Here is a 19,643-nt window from a genome sequence, read left to right on the forward strand (position 1 = left end):
GTGATGATGGCGGAAGGGATCCACGCGTTCCCATCTCGAACACGACCGTTAAGCCTTCCAGCGTCGATGGTACTTGAACCGCAGGGTTCTGGGAGAGTAGAACGTTGCCAAACATTGTTCCCTGATAGCTCAGTTGGTAGAGCACTCGACTGTTAATCGAGTTGTCACAGGTTCGAGTCCTGTTCGGGGAGCCATTGCTTCCATAGCTCAGTCGGTAGAGTGCATCCATGGTAAGGATGAGGTCACCGGTTCGATTCCGGTTGGAAGCTCCAGTATTTTTTAGCAAGGCCCGTTGGTCAAGTGGTTAAGACACCTCCCTTTCACGGAGGTAACAGGGGTTCGAGTCCCCTACGGGTCACCATTTTCAAATCCCATGGAGGCTTAGCTCAGCTGGGAGAGCATCTGCCTTACAAGCAGAGGGTCGGCGGTTCGATCCCGTCAGCCTCCACCATAACTTTATATGCCGTTGTAGCTCAACTGGTAGAGCAACTGACTTGTAATCAGTAGGTTGGGGGTTCAAGTCCTCTCGACGGCATGTTTTATATTGGGGATTAGCCAAGCGGTAAGGCAACGGACTTTGACTCCGTCATGCCAAGGTTCAAATCCTTGATCCCCAGCCATTTTTTATGAGTCATTAGCTCAGTTGGTAGAGCACCTGACTTTTAATCAGGGTGTCGTAGGTTCGAATCCTACATGACTCACCATTTTATTTTACTAACATGCGCGTATGGCGGAATTGGCAGACGCACTAGACTTAGGATCTAGCGGGTGACCGTGGGGGTTCAAGTCCCTCTACGCGCATTAAATCCTCACTTGTATTTATACAATTGAGGTACCCTGCGGAAGTGGCTCAGCGGTAGAGCATCGCCTTGCCAAGGCGAGGGTCGCGGGTTCGATCCCCGTCTTCCGCTCCAAAGTTTTATGCGCCCTTAGCTCAGCTGGATAGAGTATTTGACTACGAATCAAAAGGTCGGGAGTTCGAATCTCTCAGGGCGCGCCATTCTTCATTATAAGTTATAAACGTATCGGGACGTAGCTCAGCTTGGTAGAGCACCTGCTTTGGGAGCAGGGGGTCGCATGTTCAAATCGTGTCGTCCCGATCATTTTTCTAAACTACGCGGGCGTAGTTTAATGGTAGAACTTCAGCCTTCCAAGCTGATCGCGCGGGTTCGATTCCCGCCGCCCGCTTACAAAGAAAGAGCCACCTACGGGTGGCTTTTTCTTATGTCTAGAATCGCGCTAAGATCAATGATTAGCGTACACTGAATGAGTGTCTCCATTTAATGCGTAACTCTTTACAATTTGGAAATAATACGAATCAAAACGTTGTAGAATCTTATCAATACATTAATTACCACCGAAAAACGTACGGTTTTTTTATTTTAATACTATGTGTAGCGATCAGATTGTGGTAAAATATTCTGAAATGAGTTTTTACAGCGACTAGCTTTTGCAGAGAGAAGCATTAATGCATCATAGTGAATAGATGAGGTGGAGAGTCATGGTAGAGAGTGAGATCGGCCTACAAAAACAAAGCACGAATAATCTGCTGCGCAGAGATGTTCGCTTTTTGGGGCACATACTAGGCGAAGTTCTTGTACAAGAAGGCGGAAATGATCTGCTGGATGTCGTTGAACGAATTCGCGAAATGAGCAAGTCGTTAAGAGCACACTATGTCGTGGAGATCTACGATGAATTTAAGAAAACGATATCTTCACTAGATCCGGAAATTCGCCATCAAGTGATACGCGCTTTCGCTATATATTTCCAACTAGTTAATATTGCTGAGCAGAACCATCGTATTCGCCGTAAACGTGACTATGAGCGCTCATCAGGAGAGTCTGTACAACCTGGTTCGATTGAGAGCATCGTACAAGAGCTGAAGAACACGAATATTCCTTATGCCGAAGTACAAGAAATCCTTAAATCGATATCTTTGGAGCTCGTAATGACGGCTCATCCGACTGAGGCTATGCGTCGTGCCGTGCTTGATATTAATCTTCGTATCTCTGAAGATATGATGAAGCTAGACAACCCTAATCTAACGTACCGTGAGCGTGAACAACTTCGCGAGAAGTTGTTAGGTGAAGTGCTTAATCTATGGCAAACTGACGAGCTGCGTGATCGTAAACCGACGGTAATCGACGAAGTGCGTAACGGTCTTTACTATTTTGACGAGACGTTATTCGATGTGCTGCCAGAAGTTTATCACGAACTTGAACGCTGCTTGAATAAGTATTACCCAGAAGATAAATGGCATGTACCGTCATTCTTGAAGTTTGGATCCTGGATCGGTGGAGACCGCGACGGAAATCCTTCGGTTAAAGCGAATGTGACATGGGAGACGCTTGGCCTGCACCGTCAATTGGCTTTGCAGAAGTATGAGGAAATCCTGAGAGAATCCTTAGCACATATGAGCTTTAGCAAGAACATTGTAAATGTGAGCGAAGCGCTGCTCGAATCTATTCAATGTGATCGTGAAGCGATGGGGAATGTTCAGGATGTTTGGCGCAATGAAAAAGAACCTTACCGCATTAAGACAACATATATGATCGAGAAAATTCATAATACGGGCAACGCAAATGTATCTACTACACAGAAGTACAATAGCCCTGAAGAGTTTATTCAAGATTTGCAGGTTATGGAAGCTAGTTTGCGTGGGCATTTTGCGGACTACGTCGCAGATAAATTTATTAAGAAGTTAATACGTCAAGTTGAGTTGTTTGGTTTCCACTTAGCTGCTTTAGATATCAGACAGCATAGTAAAGAGCATGAGAATGCGATGACGGAAGTTTTGGCGAAAATGGGCATTACACCCGATTACAGCAAGCTTTCGGAAGATGAGAAAATTTCATTGCTTACGAATGTTTTGAATGATCCGCGTCCTCTAACGTCTACGTATTTGGACTATACGGAGGGTACGAAAGAATGTTTGGACGTTTATCGTACGGTAGGTAAAGCGCAGAAGGAATTCGGACGTAACTGTATTAATAGTTACTTGATTTCGATGACACAAGGCGCAAGTGACATGCTTGAGGTTGTTGTATTTGCCAAAGAGGCGGGTCTATACCGCAGAGAGAGCGACGGTACGGTAACAAGTACGGTTCAGTCTGTTCCGCTTTTTGAAACGATTGACGACTTGCATGCGGCTCCTGGTATCATGAGCACGTTGCTAGCAATCCCTGCTTACCGAGATAGCCTGGACGCTGAAAATCCACTGCATGAAATTATGTTGGGCTACTCCGACAGCAATAAAGACGGCGGTGTAATTACAGCGAACTGGGAGCTGCGCATGGCGCTTCAAGATATTACTGAAGCAGCGAAGAAATTCGGCGTTAAGTTGAAGTTCTTCCATGGTCGTGGTGGCGCATTGGGCCGTGGCGGTATGCCACTAAACCGAAGCATTCTAGCACAACCGGTTGAGACGCTTGGTGGTGGCATCAAAATTACGGAGCAAGGTGAAGTTCTTTCTTCCCGCTATTCCCTGCAAGGAATTGCTTATCGTAGTTTGGAGCAGGCGACATTTGCGCTGATTACAGCATCCAAATTGTCTCGTTCCCCGCAAAGACTTCCACAAGAGGACAAGTGGGAGAACATTATGCGCGGTATTTCGGAGCAATCTCAGACGAAGTATCAAGATCTTATTTTCAGAGACGAGGACTTCTTAACGTTCTTCAAAGAATCCACACCGCTTCCAGAGATCGGTGAGCTGAATATCGGTTCCCGTCCATCCAAGCGTAAAAATAGTGATAAATTCGAAGATTTGCGTGCGATTCCTTGGGTATTCTCATGGACGCAAACGAGATACTTGCTGCCAGCATGGTATGCGGCAGGTACAGGCTTGCAAAGCTTCGCTCAAGGCAATGAAAGCAATGTAGCAGTCCTCAAAGAGATGTATGAGGAATGGTCATTCTTCCGTACGATGATTGATAATCTGCAAATGGCTTTGGCTAAGGCAGATCTTCTTATCGCGAAAGAATACGGTAGTTTGGTGAAGGAATGTGCGATTGCAGAGCGTATTTTCAATCTGATCAAAGACGAGTATGAGTTGACGTCCTCGATTATTTTGCAAATTACAGGTCAGCAAGAGATTCTAGATAATGTTCCTGTGATTCAAGAATCCATCAAATTGCGGAATCCTTACGTAGATCCGCTAAGCTACATGCAGGTTGAGCTGCTTAAAGAGCTACGTGCATTAAGAGACAACAATGAAGACGATGCGATTCTGCTTCGTGAAGTACTACTTACCATCAACGGGATTGCCGCGGGACTTCGGAACACGGGCTGATCCATACGACAACATAAGAACAACACAGGATGATAAAGTCGGGGGCTTGCAGCAATGCAGGCAGCTCGGCTTTTCCTGTAATTACGGGAATTACCGAAATCAGGAGGTACGCGGCAGCATGGGACGATGGTTGGCAATAGTCCTTGTCCTTATTGGGGCTTCGAGCTATGGTTTGCTCTCTTCATTCATTAAAATGGCCTATGATCAAGGTTTCACAGACGGACAAATTACGCCAGCTCAGATGACGATGGGAACCTTATTCGTATGGGTGTTGATTCTTTTTCACAAAAAATCATGGGTGAATCCGTTTAAGGGGCCTTGGGTTAAGCTTGGATTGATTGGGATATTCGGACTGTCGCTAACGACGGTCGTGTATAACATTGCGCTGCAAGAATTAGATGCTTCCTTATGCATTATTCTTCTCTTTCAATTCACGTGGATGACGATTGCCATGGATTGTATCGTGAAACGAAGATGGCCTAAGCGAATGGAAGGGATTGCGATTGCGCTAATTTTGGCAGGAACGATTCTAGCGGTGAATGTGTTTGATACGAACTGGGAAGAGCTCAGTATTCTGGGTATACTATATGGACTTCTATCTGCGTTAGCGTATAGTATTTTCCTGTTTTTCACGGGACAAGTCGTAAGTACGCTACCTCCCCTGATGAATTCTGCGATTATGCTGACGGCTGCGCTCCCGATTATGTTTATCTTGTATCCGCCGACGGTTTTTGTTCATGATAATGGTGGTCAACTGCTGCTATGGGGATTGCTGCTCGGGTTCCTAGGACAAGTTGTACCGACTGTATCCTTCAATATAGGAATTCCCAAGATCGGAAGCGCACTTGCTGCCATGCTGGGATCTGTAGAGCTTCCAGTAGCTATTCTTGCAGCGTATCTTCTCATCGGGGAACCGATTAGTGGGTTACAATGGGGAGGCATGGGCTTAATTCTGGGTGGAATTATAATTTCTGAATACAAATCGTGATTTGTGACGTATATAGTAGTAGAGGGAATTTTATTATCTATAAATGGTTGTTGAATTGTCGAGAAGCCGGAGGAAAACCAATTGAACTTTGTTGAAGCACGACTGGCTAAGCTGGCCAGTAATGGGGATCGGAATGCTTTTGCAGAGCTCGTGGAGCTCTATAAAGACAAGATCTTTCATTTGGCTTACCGCATGCTGAATAACAAGCAAGAAGCCGAAGATGCCGTGCAGGAGACTTTCCTGCGTGTGTATACGAATTTACATCGTTATGATGAGAATCAGAAGTTTTCGACGTGGATTTTTCGGATTGGGACAAACTTATGTATTGATAAACTGCGACGTAGGAAGATGACGTACTCACTGGATGCAGAAATGACAGACGGCGAGGGCAATGATTATTATGCGATGCTTCCTAGCGATGAAGATACACCAGAGAAACAGCTGATAGTCTCAGAAACGCAGGCACAAATTCATCGGGCGATTGAGACGCTGCCTGAGAAATATAAATCGGTTGTTATTCTTAGGTATCTACATGATATGTCACTACAAGAAATTAGTGATGTGCTCGATATGCCCGTCACGACGATCAAAACACGTGTGCACAGGGGGCGGGAGTACTTACGAAAAAGATTGGAGCAGGAGGAACAAGTTGTTAGCACAAATCCTGTTCGAATCTGAAACATATTTGAAATCGAAACGTATGGTATATCACAACTTGCTCTACTATATCAAGAAAGGGGTGGCTAAACGTGAATTGTAAAGAAGCCCTCCCGCTCATACATGAATATCTCGACGGTGATTTGCCAAAGTCGGAAGCTCTGCCCTTGAAAGAACATCTGATAGCCTGTCAGGCGTGTCATAACACTTTCAAACAGTTGGAGAAAACGGATGCTTTGGTTAGAATGCTGCCCTCTATTTCAGTACCTGATACGTTAACTGCACAGATTATGAGCGCCTTACCACCGATGAAAAAGAAGAATACATGGGCGGATTGGATCCGCAGACACCCCGCAGTATCGGTTGCTGTGGTATTCGGCACGGTCATGTTCGGAAGCTTCATATCCATGTGGGATGACGATCAGAATCTTATGGTACAGGGAAGTAACCTTCAGGATGTCGTTATTCAAGGTGATACTGTGCTTGTGCCGCAAGGGCATACCGTCAATGGTGATCTTGTGGTCAAACGTGGGGAACTGAAGGTTGAAGGCGATGTAACGGGGAATGTCGTCGTAATCGATGGTTCGGTCAACCTAGCCTCAACGGCGCACATTGCTGGAGAAGTCAAACAAGTCGATGAAGCACTGAGCTGGGTCTGGTACAAATTAGGTGAATTCGTAGGTAAAATCACACCATAACGAATTGTCCCCTTATAGCTGAGACTATAGGGGGCTTTTTTCTTTTTTTACATAGGAATAATGAACCAATTCTCTCGCGACGAGTCTAGATAAATAGAAGTATACTTAGCTTTATGTTATGATTCCTATATAGAGAGAACTTTGTTTAGTCGCCTGGGGGAGAATACAATGGATTTGCTCACGAGCATCTCGGCTAAGGATATTGTCGATATACTCATCGTTAGCTATGTGATTTATAAATTGATCCTAGTGGTGCGTGGGACAAGGGCTATCCAACTGATGAAGGGTATCCTCGTGGTCGTCATTACCTGGGTCATTAGTATTTGGTTCCAGTTAAGTACACTCCAATGGATGGTGAATCAAGCTTTTACGTTCGGGGTACTTGGGGTTATTATTATTTTCCAACCAGAACTAAGGCGTGCCTTGGAGCAATTAGGTCGAGGTAAGTTATTCGGAAGTAGATCTTCATCAGAAGAAGATCATGATGTGAATAAGAGAATCAGCGAAGTGATTCGGGCTGCGAACTATTTGGCCAAACGAAAGATTGGGGCCTTGATTGTTTTTGAGAAGGATACGGGACTTACCGATTATGTGGAATCCGGCATTGCGATAGAGAGCAAGATCAGCGGAGAGCTGTTAATTAATATTTTTATCCCTAATACCCCTCTTCATGATGGCGCAGTGATCATTCGGCAAGGGCAGTTAATGGCCGCGGGTTGTTATTTGCCTCTGTCTGAAAATCCTTTTATTTCAAAGGAACTGGGGACTCGGCATCGTGCTGCGATCGGGATGAGTGAAGTTTCGGATGCGATGTGTGTGATTGTTTCGGAGGAAACAGGTCAAATTTCACTAACGATGAATGGCCATATCGTACGGGATATTAAAGAGGAATCGTTGATATCTAAGTTATTTGAAGAGTTGAAGCCGAAAGCGAAAACAAATGAGAAGAACCCTTTCATGAAATGGTGGGGAGGGCGTTCGAATGGATAAATGGCTGCGTAATACCAATGTGGTACGGATTGTTGCACTTGTCATCGGCATTATGCTATGGGTAGTCGTCCATATGGAAGAAACGAATATATCTGGAAACACAGCGCTGCGAGAGCGAGTGGAAACGATTAATAATGTCTCCATCACAACCAAATATGATGAAACCCACTACTTCATCTCTTCGATGAATCCTGCGAATGTACAGGTGATTCTGAAAGGGAAGGAATCTGCCCTTAAGAAAGTAACGGCTAGCAATGCGTATCAGATTGTACTGGATTTGACGCAGGTCGGTAAAGGGGACCATCAGGTCACACTTGCGCCTGTAGGGATACCTTCAGATGTTGATGTGGAGATCGTTCCTAGAACGGTTCACGTCATGATTGAAGAACTGCAGATGAAAGAAGTACCTGTTGTTATTAATGTCAAAGGAACACCAGCAGCAGGCCTCAAAGCGGGACAACCTATCGTGAAGCCAGGTAAGGTGTACATTACAGCACAGACGAGTAAACTTGATCAAATTGAGAATGTCCGCGGCGAGGTATCTGTAGATAAAGCACAATCAGCGGTGACGAAGCAGGTTAGACTGCAGGCTTTCGATAAGGAAGGCAAAGAAGTGACCCTTATCATTAATCCATCGGTTGTCGATGTTGAGGTGCCAATCACGAGTCCGTTCCAAACGATTCCGTTGCAGCTCAAAGTAAGCGGTGAACCGCCACCAGGTTATGCGATTGCGATGATTACGCAAACCCCTGATAAAGTAACGGTATACGGAGCGCAAGACGTTGTAGATCGCCTAGAATTCTATCAAGGTCCGCAGCTTAGTCTGCAGGATGTGAAGGAAACGAAAGATTTCGCACTGGACATTCCTCTCAGGAATAAAGTAACACAATTAGATCCTGCGAAGGTGACGGTGCATGTCGAGGTTGTACCATCCATTACGAAAGCTATGGAGAACGTACCGATCACGATTATTGGTCAGAATGAGAATTACGTCACCACAGTGACGCAGCCAGCAGCGGCTACCTTGAATATTACGGTAGAAGGTGCGCCTGCCATTATTGATCAATTGAAAGTTGGGGATATTCAAGCGATACTAGATGTTAGTAATTTACCGCCTGGTAAGCATGAATTGAAAGTAACGTTGAATATGCCTTCCTTCGTGAAGCTGGGGCTTCCGCAAGATGTGAAGGCGCTCGTTGAAATCAGCGAGAAAAATGTAAAAACAGCCAATCCATAATGGGGAATAGAGAAAGAGGAGAATACAAAAATGGGGAAATATTTCGGTACGGATGGTGTGCGCGGAGTCGCGAATGGCGAACTCACACCAGAATTGGCTTATAAGGTAGGACGCTGCGGCGGGTATGTATTAACAAGACAGGCGAAGCATCCGAAAGTCGTGATCGGGAGAGATACACGTATTTCGGGGCCAATGCTGGAAGCATCCCTAGTAGCAGGCCTATTATCGATTGGTGTTGAAGTGATTCGTATTGGTGTGGTGAGCACGCCAGCGGTCGCTTATTTGACGAAAAAGCTAGGCGCAGACGCGGGCGTTATGATCTCCGCTTCCCATAATCCGGTTGAAGACAACGGGATTAAGTTCTTCGGAGGCGACGGCTTCAAGCTATTGGATGAGACGGAGCTTGAGATTGAACAGCTGCTCGATGCAGCTGTGGATGAATTGCCTCGCCCGGTTGGCGGCGAGATTGGTACGGTTTCGGATCAGCCAGATGCGAAGCACCTTTATCTGGCTTTCTTGAAGGAGACGGTGTCGAAGTCCTTCGACGGCGTAAAGGTTGTTCTTGACTGTGCGAATGGATCAGCCTATGAGCTGGCGCCTTTGATTTTCCGCGAGCTCGGAGCGGAAGTAATCACCATCGGCGCGGAGCCGAATGGGCGCAACATCAACGATGATTGCGGCTCCACCCACCCCGAGACGCTACGCGCTGAGGTGGTTAAGCATGGCGCAGCCATCGGGCTGGCTTTTGACGGCGACGCAGATCGTCTGATCGCGATTGATGAGAAGGGCGATGAAGTCGACGGCGACTTCATCTTGAGCATTCTTGGCGATGCGCTGAATCGCCAAGGGAAGCTGAACCACGGCACCATTGTGACGACGGTGATGGCGAATATCGGCTTTTTCAAAGGCATCGAAAAAGCGGGCTTAAAGGCTCTGCAAACAGCTGTAGGCGATCGCTACGTGATGGAAGAAATGCGTAAAGGCGGCTATAACTTAGGCGGGGAGCAATCGGGTCATGTCATTTTCCTGGATTACATCTCCACTGGTGATGGCATTCTAACTGCGCTACAATTGGTGAATACCCTAGTTGAATCTGGGCGTAAACTGAGTGAATTGAAAGGGATTATGCGTAAATTCCCGCAATTGCTCGTTAACATCCGTGTAGCGGATAAAAGCAAGCTGAAGAATAACGCTGTAATTGAAGAAGCGATCCGTAAGGTGGAAGATGAGCTCGGCGATAACGGCCGCGTACTAGTTCGTCCTTCAGGTACGGAATCCTTGATTCGTGTTATGGCAGAAGGCCCAGACAAAGAGCAAGTAGAAGCATATGTTCATGATATTGCGAAGGTTATTCAAGAGCAATTGGTATAATAATAGGCAGCTAATCCCTCATTTGAGCTAGAGAATGGCGAGATGAGGGATCAGTTATGCCAAAACAAGTTGCATTACTGGGTGAAAATGCATATGATGAAGTTACTCAAGAAGGAAAGGCAGGGCAGAGGTTATTCGTAACAAATAGCGCCAGGACTCGCAAGCGGGACGGAAATGTAACCGAAAGGTTGCTACTACGCGGTGAGTTGACGAGGTGAAGGTGTTCGAAACATTCGGCGGGGACCTTCCGGCACGAGGAGTGCCGTTAAGTTGGAGAGCAAAATCGTTCGGGCGACCGGGCAGACAAGTATCCAGCATCTATTAACGATTTATTGAATTTTACACGTAAAGAACGCCCTTATAGATGGTTTATTTCATTATGATTTATGACTGATTGAAAATCAGATCCTTGACAAACAGCCCTTATAAAAGAGGCTTATACAAATTTGGAGGTTGTAACTATGTGCGGTATTGTTGGTTATATTGGAAAGCGTAATTCTCAGGAGATTTTATTGGATGGTCTCAAAAAGCTAGAGTATCGAGGCTATGATTCTGCTGGGGTAGCTGTGTATACAGCGGATGGTTTGCAAATTAAGAAAGCCAAAGGCCGTATTGCGAACTTGGAGTCGAAGCTTGGTGAAACGCCATTGAACGGAAGCGTTGGCATCGGGCATACACGTTGGGCAACACATGGTAAGCCTTCGGACGTGAACTCCCATCCTCACACTGATAATTCTGCGAAATTCTCCGTTGTGCATAACGGGATTATTGAGAATTATATTACGCTGAAAGAAGAATTGATCGCGAAGGGCCATGTTTTCGTATCGGAGACGGATACAGAGGTTATTTCGCATTTGGTCGCGAGCTTATACGAGGGAGACATCCTCAAAGCTGTTCAGAAGGCTGTAAAGCACATGACAGGTGCGTTTGCACTTGGTGTCCTCACAGAGTTCGAACCGGACCGCCTTGTTGCAGTGCGTCAAGCTAGCCCGCTTATTATCGGGATTGGCGAAGGCGAGAATTTCATTGGTTCAGATATTCCAGCGATCTTAGAGTACACACGTAATGTGTTCATTCTAAATGATGGCGAAATGGCGCTATTGACGCGGGATGCTGTCGAATTAATGACGTTAGAGGGGAATTTTATTTCCAGGGAAATGTTTCATGTCGATTGGGACATTGTTACGGCGGAAAAAGCCGGATTTGATCATTTCATGTTGAAAGAAATTTATGACCAACCGAAAGCATACCGCGATACGATGGGAAGTCGCATTTCCCCTGATGGTAAGAGTGTGACGTTGAATGAGCTTACGATTACGCCTGAGGCGATTCGTAACATCAGTCGTGTGCATATTGTCGCATGTGGAACTGCGTTCCATGCAGGTATGGTTGGGAAGTATGTGATTGAGAAAATGGCGCGTATTCCCGTGGAAACGGATGTAGCGTCTGAATATCGTTATCGTTCCCCGATTATCACAAAGGATACGCTCGTGATTGTTGTGAGCCAATCCGGTGAAACAGCGGATACATTGGCCGCACTGCGTGAAGCGAAGCGTTGTGGAGCACACGTATTGGCGATTACGAATGTTGTAGGAAGCTCTGTTGCGCGTGAAGCGAACGATATTATTACAACATGGGCAGGTCCTGAGATTGCGGTAGCTTCAACGAAAGCTTACACGTCGCAATTGATTGGTTTTTATTTACTAGGTCTACACTTGGCGCAAACGCTAGGTACGCAAACGCCGGAAGAAATCGCGGAAGTGATTGCAGCTTTGAAGGAGCTTCCTGATCAGGTTAGCGAAATTCTAGAGCAAGCGGAAGCGTTGAAAGTGGTTGCGGATGAGATGGCGAAGCATGACAATCTGTTCTTTATCGGCAGAGGCTTGGATTATGCGGTAGCGCTTGAAGGTTCCTTGAAGCTCAAAGAAATCTCCTATATTCACTCCGAGGCGTATGCTGCGGGTGAGTTGAAGCACGGTACGCTTGCGTTGATCGAGGATAATATCCCAGTTATCGCGTTAGCGACACAGCATGAGTTGCTCGAGAAAACGGTGAGCAACATCAAAGAAGTGAAGGCGCGCGGCGCAAATGTGTTGGGTATTGCCGTGGAAGGTGAGACGGAGCTGCAGAAGTCGGTTGACAGCACGTTCATTATTCCTAAAACGTTGGATGTGTTGACGCCTGCATTGTCCGTAATTCCTTTGCAGTTGTTGTCTTACTACGCGTCGTTAGCGCGTGGGAATGACGTTGATAAGCCTAGGAATCTGGCGAAGAGTGTGACGGTTGAGTAAGTGTGGAGCTAGTAATGAAAGTTTTTGTTAAGAGAAAATAAAGTATTAGACTATTCAATAAATTATTAGACTGTGTTAATTGTAGTAACGTAAATAGAGGATGGTTAGTTCATTATATGAGCTAATCTCCTCTATTTTTTGTTTAAAAGAAATATTAATTAGGGCTTTAAAACTTAGTATAAATTATTTAATATATTGAGGAAAAATGCATTCGTTGGGAGTGACGCTGTGAGAGTACAAGAAGTAATTCTTAATGATAATAAAAAGAGATATTTGCTATTGGATGAGGTAGGTGTTCCAGTTGTTCCTGTCATGAAGTATTTAAAGCACCTCGATCAAACAGGTAAAAGCAACAACACACTGAAGACTTATTGCTATGCATTAAAACAGTATTTCACTTATCTTGAAGAGCGGAAAATAGATTATAAAGAAGTAGGAGTTAAGGATCTTGCTGACTTTGTAGGGTGGTTACGTAATCCGTTTGAAAGCGGGAAAGTGACTCCATTACAAAAGATTGAAGCGAAAAGAACAGAAAAATCAGTGAATCTTATAATTACAGTGGTAACAAACCTATATGATTACTTTTTCCGTATTCAAGAGATCCAAAACGATTTGGTAGATAAACTGGTAAGACAGGTGTTTAGAGGTGGTCATAGTAAATATAAGGGATTCCTACATCATGTCAATGAAGGAAAACAGACGAATAAGAACGTTTTAAAGCTGAAAGAACCCAGAAGAAAACCTAAGGCTTTGCTTAAGGATGAAGTCGAAAACATCTACGAGTCCACAACGAACATTCGTGATCGATTGTTGATTCAACTGTTGTTTGAAACGGGACTACGCATCGGGGAAGTATTATCACTCTTCATGGAAGACTTCGTATTCGATCATAAGAACGGCCATCGAATACGTTTAACGGACCGCGGTGAATTGGAGAATGGAGCTAAACTTAAGACGGGCGAACGGGAATTGCATGTTTCGCAGGGACTCATGGATTTATACGACGACTACCTATACAACGTGATTGATGATCTTGAAATTGATACGAACTTCGTATTTGTTAAACTGAGGGGAAACCGAATTGGACAACTCATGAATGACCGCGATGTACGCGCCTTATTTAAAGTGCTGTGTAAGAAAACAGGGATGCACATTCACCCTCACTTGCTGCGGCACACGCATGCAACAATATACTACCGTCAAACGAAAGACATCAAACAAGTGCAAGAACGATTAGGACACGCCAATATTCAAACAACAATGAACATGTATGTCCATCCATCGGAAGAAGATATTCGTGAGAATTGGGAGAAAGCGCAGCATGCATTTCAGCTTGGCAATATACAATAACTGATAGTGGTGTTACTAAATAAAAAATATGTGAATGCGAATAAGTTACATAGTCAGCTTGAACAAGAGATTTCCAGCTATCAAGAGCGGTTAGTTCATGATGATGGTTCTGTGACGTATCACAAAGTTGAGAATTCCTATTTTATGGATGAAAATATTTGGAGTGTAGATGTAATTGGTTCAATAGTTAACTTTCAGGATCAGCGAAACAAATATAATCGATCTAATAGAAATATTCGGTTCGAATTTCATAACCCGTGGGTTAATCTTGAAATGAAGTATGTTGTGTTCCAAAAGTTATTTAATGATGAATGGTCTTTTTCAAGCTTATTCGGAACTAATTTCACAAACATAAACCGTCTCACAAGATTTCTTAATGAAAAACACACTCGACTAGAATCATTGCTAGATTTGAACATCGATAAGGCGGACCGGGAATGGTTGTTTTGGTTGGAGAATCAAAAAATCCTTACACAAACTATAAGGAAACATGATGTGTACGGAGAACAAATAGTTAAATGTTCAATTACACACTTTTTAAGACATATGCATTTTACTTTATCTAAACTTATTGATACTCGCGAGGAATGGGATAAAGATCGTTGGGACATCCGTACTTTGCATGCTACATATGGGATTAATTATATTAAGTCACAATCTCAACATTTTGTTGACTTCTCGAAAATAAGGAACCCTTCAATACGGAGTAATGTTAAAGGATATATAAAGCAACGTCTTTTAAACAAAAACAATTTCTCTTGGTCAACTGCAGTAGTTTATATGAATGTTATTCCTGGATTCTTAAACTTCATTTGCAACTTAGAGCCTTTATGGAATGATTTAAAGGATCTTCAAAGAAGCCATATTTTAAAATATATTGAATCGCTCCACCAAAGTGCAAAAAAGCTTACAAAACGTAATTCAAACCCTGAATCATACATTAAATACAATCTATCTGCTGTAAGTAAGTTCTTAGATGACATTCAGCGTTATGAATATAACGTTGCACCTAAAACAAATACAAGACAACTGCTTTTTCCCGAAGACAGACCAAAACGCAAAAAGGAACCTTACGATCAAATTGATTACATACCGGAGTATGTATTAGAACAACTTTTTGCTAACTTAAATCATTTACATCCAGAGGTCCAGCCTTTGGTGTGGATAGCGTTCAAAACTGGTTTGCGTATCTCCGATGTATTGGGATTAACACAAGATTGTTTGTTGAGAATCAATGGGAAATACTACATTGAAACTGATATTGAAAAGACATATGTTAAAGGTCATCGTATCCCAATCGATGACGAATTAGCTAATATGGTGGCGGCTTTAATAAAAAAATCAATTGAGAACAGCAATGAGGACAACAATCTAGAAAAATACATTTTTATTCGATTTCGTGGTTCAAGAAAAGGCAGACCTTATTCCCAATACTGGGTTGGAGAGAAATTGAACTGCCTAGCAAGAAATGTGAACATCACTGATGAATCCGGAAATGTATTCTACTTTAAAACTCATCAATTTCGTCATACCTATGCTATTAAGATGCTTAACGGCGGTAATAAAGAAGAAATTGAATACATTCGGAGAAGGCTGATTGAATATAACGCAGGGTATGTTCCTGAGAATTTAAGCTCTCGATATGAAGAAATTAATCTAACCATCAAAGATGGCGATGGTCTGGTTATTGGAGGAATGTTAGCTACTCTCTGTTGGAATTGGGTAGAAGTTGATATTCTTTGGATAGAAAAATCCCTTCGAGGGATGGGTTACGGTACCCGCTTGTTAAATCTTATTGAGAATATCGCTAAGGAAAAAAGCTGTACGTTTATTAAGCTAAATACTTTCAGTTTTCAAGCTCCTGAGTTTTATTTGAAGAATGGTTACAACCAAGTTGCAGTATTTGAAGAAGCTCCAATCGGGAGTAAGCATTATTACTTCAAGAAAACTATTGTTTGATGTGTCAGAACTGAATCGATACTGGACTAACGTCAGTTTACAAGAGATTACGCTAACGAAAACGTTAGTTGAATAAGTATTAAGAAAATAAGGAATTTGACATATTATCCATGACTAATATGTTCGAATGGCTTATTTTATTGATTATTTTGAATTCAGCTCTTGATAATACAGTTTAACGATTTTATGGTTCGTAAACCCGCGGCACATCAACAACTGCAGTCTAATACTTTATTTTCATCTAACAATTACTACCTCCGACATTACTACTACATTAATAACAGGAGTTGATAGTTCTTTAGAAGAAGAGCCTGATTTTTCATTTGGCGACCACAAGCCTTTTAATGTCTATGACAAATTGCTCTTTATTAAGAAAGAATTTGCTGATTACGCTATGGATTTGGATACCTTTTTCATTGAACAAAACAGGATCTTTGCGAAACATTGGGACATGGATGGGTATATTTGTATTCATAAAAAAATAGGAGGAACCTGGGAGTGCTGGACAGTAGCCAGCGAATCTATCAGTAACCAACATATTGCATATTTTCTAGAAAATATGCAATATGGGATAGGTCGAATGATTAAAGCTGGAATTGAAGTACATCCATTCCTTATGGAATTCAGCTCAGCTCATTACGTATATGAAACAACATTTGATGAGATTGTAAATGAAGAATGAACAACAAGAGTGGGGAGTAGTGAGGGGCTTGAAATAGTCGTAGAGAAACATTGGTCTCACAGGTCGCATTAGACTGGTAAAATAAAGTTGTAGACTGGCTGCCATAAAAAAACGGATGACTTCAAAGAACGAAAAGATTTTTATACAAATATCTATATTTTTACAATAATTTTCTAGCCACACACTCAAATACAATATATAATTGTACAATAAATACTTGTAGGAGGGGTTGTTTTGGATTTTGATAATGGACCCCTAGTAGTTGAGATAACTCACGAAGAGTTTCCCCAGCAATTAAAGCAACTACGTCAAGTAAGATCAATGACACAAAATGATTTAGCAAGGCAAGCACAGGTAAGCCAACAAACAATTTCTGCGATTGAAAACGGGCGAATGGATCCTTCATTAAAGCTGCTTGCTACAATTGCTGTAGTATTGGGTGTTGTTTTATTGATTGGTAAGGCGTGGAATAGTACCGAAGAAAAAATGAGTTGTGAAGAAGGAGACTATAGAGATGTTAATTAATCCATACAAAAACCGCAACCGAATCTGGCTTTATTTGGAACTATTCGTAACTCTAGTAACAATTATTTTTGCGTTTATTTCTTTTAACAGCGTAGCTGGGTTTAACTTTTCTGTATTTTTCTTCTTAGTTTCAATTATATTCTTAATAAGAATGTTGGATCTCAAGGATAAAGGGAATGCTATAAGCTTTGCTATACTTTTTGTTGCCTCGATTATAATTTATTTTAAATAAAAATTTGGATTCGAATCATTTTTACATCGAAATATCTACCCGGGTTGTAGGTTCTAAAACTCCCAACATGCGTTGACCGCATGTTGGGAGTTTTTTATTTTTCGGCCCTTTTTCCATCCACTTCCTGAGATTCCTCTTTTGTTCCTACTTTGAAAACTTCCTTTAAATCTTCATTCCCTCTTAACTTTTGTTCGTTAAAACGCACAAATAGGCTGCTTCAAATAGGAAAATAGCCTAATAATATATCAAAATAATGAATGTATAAAATTATAAAATGTTGAGCTTTTAAGTGAAAATCGATAAAAACTACAAAAATTAACAAATTTCACCAATAATATTCAAAAACCAACAATTTTATTTTTTTAGTATAAAGTTTCTTTATATTGTCTTTATATTTCCTTTATTTACTATAAAGGAATAAAATGGCATGTTTTTGGAGCAAAAGATTGGTATTTTAGTAAACATCTGTTATAAAGAACAAAAAAATTATTTGTGGAGGTAATTAACATGAAAAAAATCACTAAAGTACTATTAACATCTACACTAGCATTAACAACACTTTTTTCAGGTCTGGCAATTGCTGCCCCCCCTGCATCCGCCGGTACGGGTCCTTATGCAGGTCTTCCTTGTTATGATCCAGACTTTATTGGTCCTAAGTTTGGTTCGCCTACTTGTCCTTATCTATTTCATTCTCCACCTTCAAACAGTTCAACGTACCCCGATGGCGAATTAATCTCATTTGAATTGAAAAATCAGAGAGATGCGCAAGCAACTATCGCTATAGCCGCTGCTGGTATAGCAGGATTTACAAAAGTACCTGTTGCTGCAGTTCTTGGTATGCTCGGTACTTATTATGGTTTTTATGCAACAGATGTATATTATGATGTTTCTACTTATCGTATCTGGGGTGTTGGAAATTTTAAAGTTCTTAGAATGTATTCTGATTCTTCATACCAAACTGAAGTTGGCAGCACTTCTGCTCAGTGGATTGATAGCTAGTTTTAACCGCCAACCAAAATTTAATAGAGATACCCAAAAAAGCTGCTTCCGGAGTTTCCGTGAGCAGCTTTTTTGCAATTAACGCATGAAGGCATAAAGAGCTACACGAAGTTTAAGCATGCGCTCTACACTACCAGACAATATAGCTCAATGATTATGTGGCTTGTTTCTCGATTGTGATTTCGAGTCATGGTTTCGTAAATTTCTATTATCACAACAAATAAAAACAGCGGCAGTCTAAACTATATTTTCAAGTTTTAGTTAGCCGCTGTTTCATTTTCTGGATTAGTCTACTTTATTTTTGTTAATACACTTACATATTCCAAATTACTAAGCGATTGTGAATTTCAAATATCCGGAGAAAATAAAGTGCTAGAGGGGAAATTAGTTGTAGACTGAGAAAATAAAGTGTTAGACTGACTGAAAGCACCTTAAATTGAGACTGTGTTACAGGTCACGTTGAATATTTTGTTCTTATAAGCTCTGGGAGATCCAGAAGCCGAAGGACGACGGCAAGCAGCCTCCGACGACAAAGAAATAGAAATAAAAAAAGAAAAGAAAAGGGTGGGCTTGGGAATGAGCGTAAATAGATTTAAAGGGGATAGGCTTAAACTGGGTATGTTGCTCGTAGCCATTGTGGGGATATTTGCCGTTTTCGGTTCTGTCAGATCACTAATTTTCGAAGATGATACTACCACAACTTCAACTGTGGCCTCAGCTCCTCCTGCAGCTACGAAGGCGGCGGCAGTAGTACCTGCGACAACAGCGAAGACATGGCAGGATGAAGTCAAGGCAATCGCTGTACAGACAGGCAAAACGCCTACAGAAAAATTCGATCAGACGACGAAACTCGTTACCTCGTACTCCTTCCCGAAAGAAGAGATAGCCAACTTCGCAACGGACATTATAGCGGACTTCGCGTCGAAGCAGTATCTAAGCGATATCAAAAACGATGAGCTTATGTTATCGAAGATATTCAAGTCTTACGCCGTTGATCGTTACGCCACGGTAAACAAAGTTACTGGGGATGTGTACGACTTTGTGTTTGACTACTTTCAGAATATAAAGTACACGTACCGCGGAGTCGATAAGATTGACGGCGACGCTGTGAAGGCCAACGAAGCGCAAATGTTAAAGGCGTTGGCAAAGATCAATGCAGCCAAAAAGTAGAGTCGCTCCGGCGGCTCCTTTTTATTTTGAATCAGATCCGAGCTCCAACGATCGCCCCGAACGGTATCCACGTTGCCCCCGAAGGTTAAATTCGTTTCGTATATTTTGGTTGCGACTGCCGCTGATCCAGTAGGGCCCACGTGCTTTTATATTGAGGCAATGAAAGCTAACGGGAAACGTTAGTTGAATGAAACGGTGACAGTCTA

The 19,643-nt window shown here is 42.6% G+C and carries 13 protein-coding genes, 12 tRNA genes and 1 rRNA gene; all 26 read left to right on the forward strand.

Annotated features, from left to right (window positions below; genetic code table 11):
• Positions 1 to 113: ribosomal RNA gene (rrf, locus tag AC58PV_RS34480) — 5S ribosomal RNA — on the forward strand; the annotation flags it as partial.
• A gap of 5 nt (positions 114 to 118) precedes the next feature.
• Positions 119 to 194, forward strand: a tRNA-Asn gene (locus tag AC58PV_RS34485).
• A gap of 2 nt (positions 195 to 196) precedes the next feature.
• A tRNA-Thr gene (locus tag AC58PV_RS34490) sits at positions 197 to 272 on the forward strand.
• Positions 273 to 286: 14 nt separating this feature from the next.
• Positions 287 to 361: transfer RNA gene (locus AC58PV_RS34495), tRNA-Glu, on the forward strand.
• Positions 362 to 375: 14 nt separating this feature from the next.
• Positions 376 to 451, forward strand: a tRNA-Val gene (locus tag AC58PV_RS34500).
• An 11-nt stretch (positions 452 to 462) separates the two neighbouring features.
• A tRNA-Thr gene (locus tag AC58PV_RS34505) sits at positions 463 to 535 on the forward strand.
• Between the two features lie 10 nt (positions 536 to 545).
• Positions 546 to 620: transfer RNA gene (locus tag AC58PV_RS34510), tRNA-Gln, on the forward strand.
• A gap of 8 nt (positions 621 to 628) precedes the next feature.
• Positions 629 to 704: transfer RNA gene (locus AC58PV_RS34515), tRNA-Lys, on the forward strand.
• Positions 705 to 721: 17 nt separating this feature from the next.
• A tRNA-Leu gene (locus AC58PV_RS34520) sits at positions 722 to 801 on the forward strand.
• A 38-nt stretch (positions 802 to 839) separates the two neighbouring features.
• Positions 840 to 914, forward strand: a tRNA-Gly gene (locus AC58PV_RS34525).
• A gap of 9 nt (positions 915 to 923) precedes the next feature.
• A tRNA-Arg gene (locus AC58PV_RS34530) sits at positions 924 to 1,000 on the forward strand.
• 26 nt (positions 1,001 to 1,026) lie between these two features.
• A tRNA-Pro gene (locus AC58PV_RS34535) sits at positions 1,027 to 1,100 on the forward strand.
• Between the two features lie 17 nt (positions 1,101 to 1,117).
• Positions 1,118 to 1,188, forward strand: a tRNA-Gly gene (locus AC58PV_RS34540).
• Positions 1,189 to 1,501: 313 nt separating this feature from the next.
• Positions 1,502 to 4,288 carry a phosphoenolpyruvate carboxylase gene (gene ppc / locus AC58PV_RS34545; protein WP_497437550.1) on the forward strand — a complete coding sequence of 929 codons (2,787 nt, stop codon included), beginning with the start codon at positions 1,502 to 1,504 and terminating at the stop codon, positions 4,286 to 4,288.
• 118 nt (positions 4,289 to 4,406) lie between these two features.
• Positions 4,407 to 5,276, forward strand: coding sequence for a DMT family transporter (locus AC58PV_RS34550; RefSeq protein WP_497437552.1), 870 nt, complete (start codon positions 4,407 to 4,409; stop codon positions 5,274 to 5,276).
• Positions 5,277 to 5,357: 81 nt separating this feature from the next.
• On the forward strand, positions 5,358 to 5,954 hold the full coding sequence (sigW, locus tag AC58PV_RS34555) for an RNA polymerase sigma factor SigW (RefSeq protein WP_497437553.1): 597 nt from the start codon (positions 5,358 to 5,360) through the stop codon (positions 5,952 to 5,954).
• A gap of 71 nt (positions 5,955 to 6,025) precedes the next feature.
• On the forward strand, positions 6,026 to 6,631 hold the full coding sequence (locus AC58PV_RS34560) for a zf-HC2 domain-containing protein (RefSeq protein ID WP_497437554.1): 606 nt from the start codon (positions 6,026 to 6,028) through the stop codon (positions 6,629 to 6,631).
• Positions 6,632 to 6,799: 168 nt separating this feature from the next.
• Positions 6,800 to 7,621, forward strand: coding sequence for a diadenylate cyclase CdaA (gene cdaA, locus AC58PV_RS34565; protein ID WP_497437556.1), 822 nt, complete (start codon positions 6,800 to 6,802; stop codon positions 7,619 to 7,621).
• Entirely contained in the window at positions 7,614 to 8,858 is a 1,245-nt protein-coding gene (locus AC58PV_RS34570) for a CdaR family protein (protein WP_497437557.1), read from the forward strand. Before cdaA ends, AC58PV_RS34570 begins: the two co-directional genes overlap by 8 nt.
• Before the next feature lie 30 nt (positions 8,859 to 8,888).
• Positions 8,889 to 10,229, forward strand: a complete 1,341-nt coding sequence (glmM, locus tag AC58PV_RS34575; RefSeq protein WP_497437558.1) for a phosphoglucosamine mutase — start codon at positions 8,889 to 8,891, stop codon at positions 10,227 to 10,229.
• Positions 10,230 to 10,690: 461 nt separating this feature from the next.
• The gene (gene glmS / locus AC58PV_RS34580) at positions 10,691 to 12,520 is read left to right on the forward strand and encodes a glutamine--fructose-6-phosphate transaminase (isomerizing) (protein WP_497437559.1); all 1,830 of its coding nucleotides are present in this window, start codon (positions 10,691 to 10,693) and stop codon (positions 12,518 to 12,520) included.
• A gap of 228 nt (positions 12,521 to 12,748) precedes the next feature.
• Positions 12,749 to 13,870 (forward strand): tyrosine-type recombinase/integrase, encoded by a 1,122-nt coding sequence (locus tag AC58PV_RS34585; protein WP_497437561.1) that lies wholly within the window; start codon positions 12,749 to 12,751, stop codon positions 13,868 to 13,870.
• 144 nt (positions 13,871 to 14,014) lie between these two features.
• Complete coding sequence (locus AC58PV_RS34590) at positions 14,015 to 15,829, forward strand: GNAT family N-acetyltransferase (RefSeq protein ID WP_497437562.1); 1,815 nt, start codon at positions 14,015 to 14,017, stop codon at positions 15,827 to 15,829.
• Positions 15,830 to 16,745: 916 nt separating this feature from the next.
• Positions 16,746 to 17,036 (forward strand): helix-turn-helix transcriptional regulator, encoded by a 291-nt coding sequence (locus tag AC58PV_RS34595; protein ID WP_497437563.1) that lies wholly within the window; start codon positions 16,746 to 16,748, stop codon positions 17,034 to 17,036.
• A gap of 739 nt (positions 17,037 to 17,775) precedes the next feature.
• Positions 17,776 to 18,267, forward strand: coding sequence for a hypothetical protein (locus AC58PV_RS34600; RefSeq protein WP_497437564.1), 492 nt, complete (start codon positions 17,776 to 17,778; stop codon positions 18,265 to 18,267).
• 576 nt (positions 18,268 to 18,843) lie between these two features.
• The gene (locus AC58PV_RS34605) at positions 18,844 to 19,437 is read left to right on the forward strand and encodes a hypothetical protein (protein WP_497437565.1); all 594 of its coding nucleotides are present in this window, start codon (positions 18,844 to 18,846) and stop codon (positions 19,435 to 19,437) included.
• Positions 19,438 to 19,643: the final 206 nt, after the last annotated feature.

Source organism: Paenibacillus sp. J22FR83 (assembly GCF_059691955.1).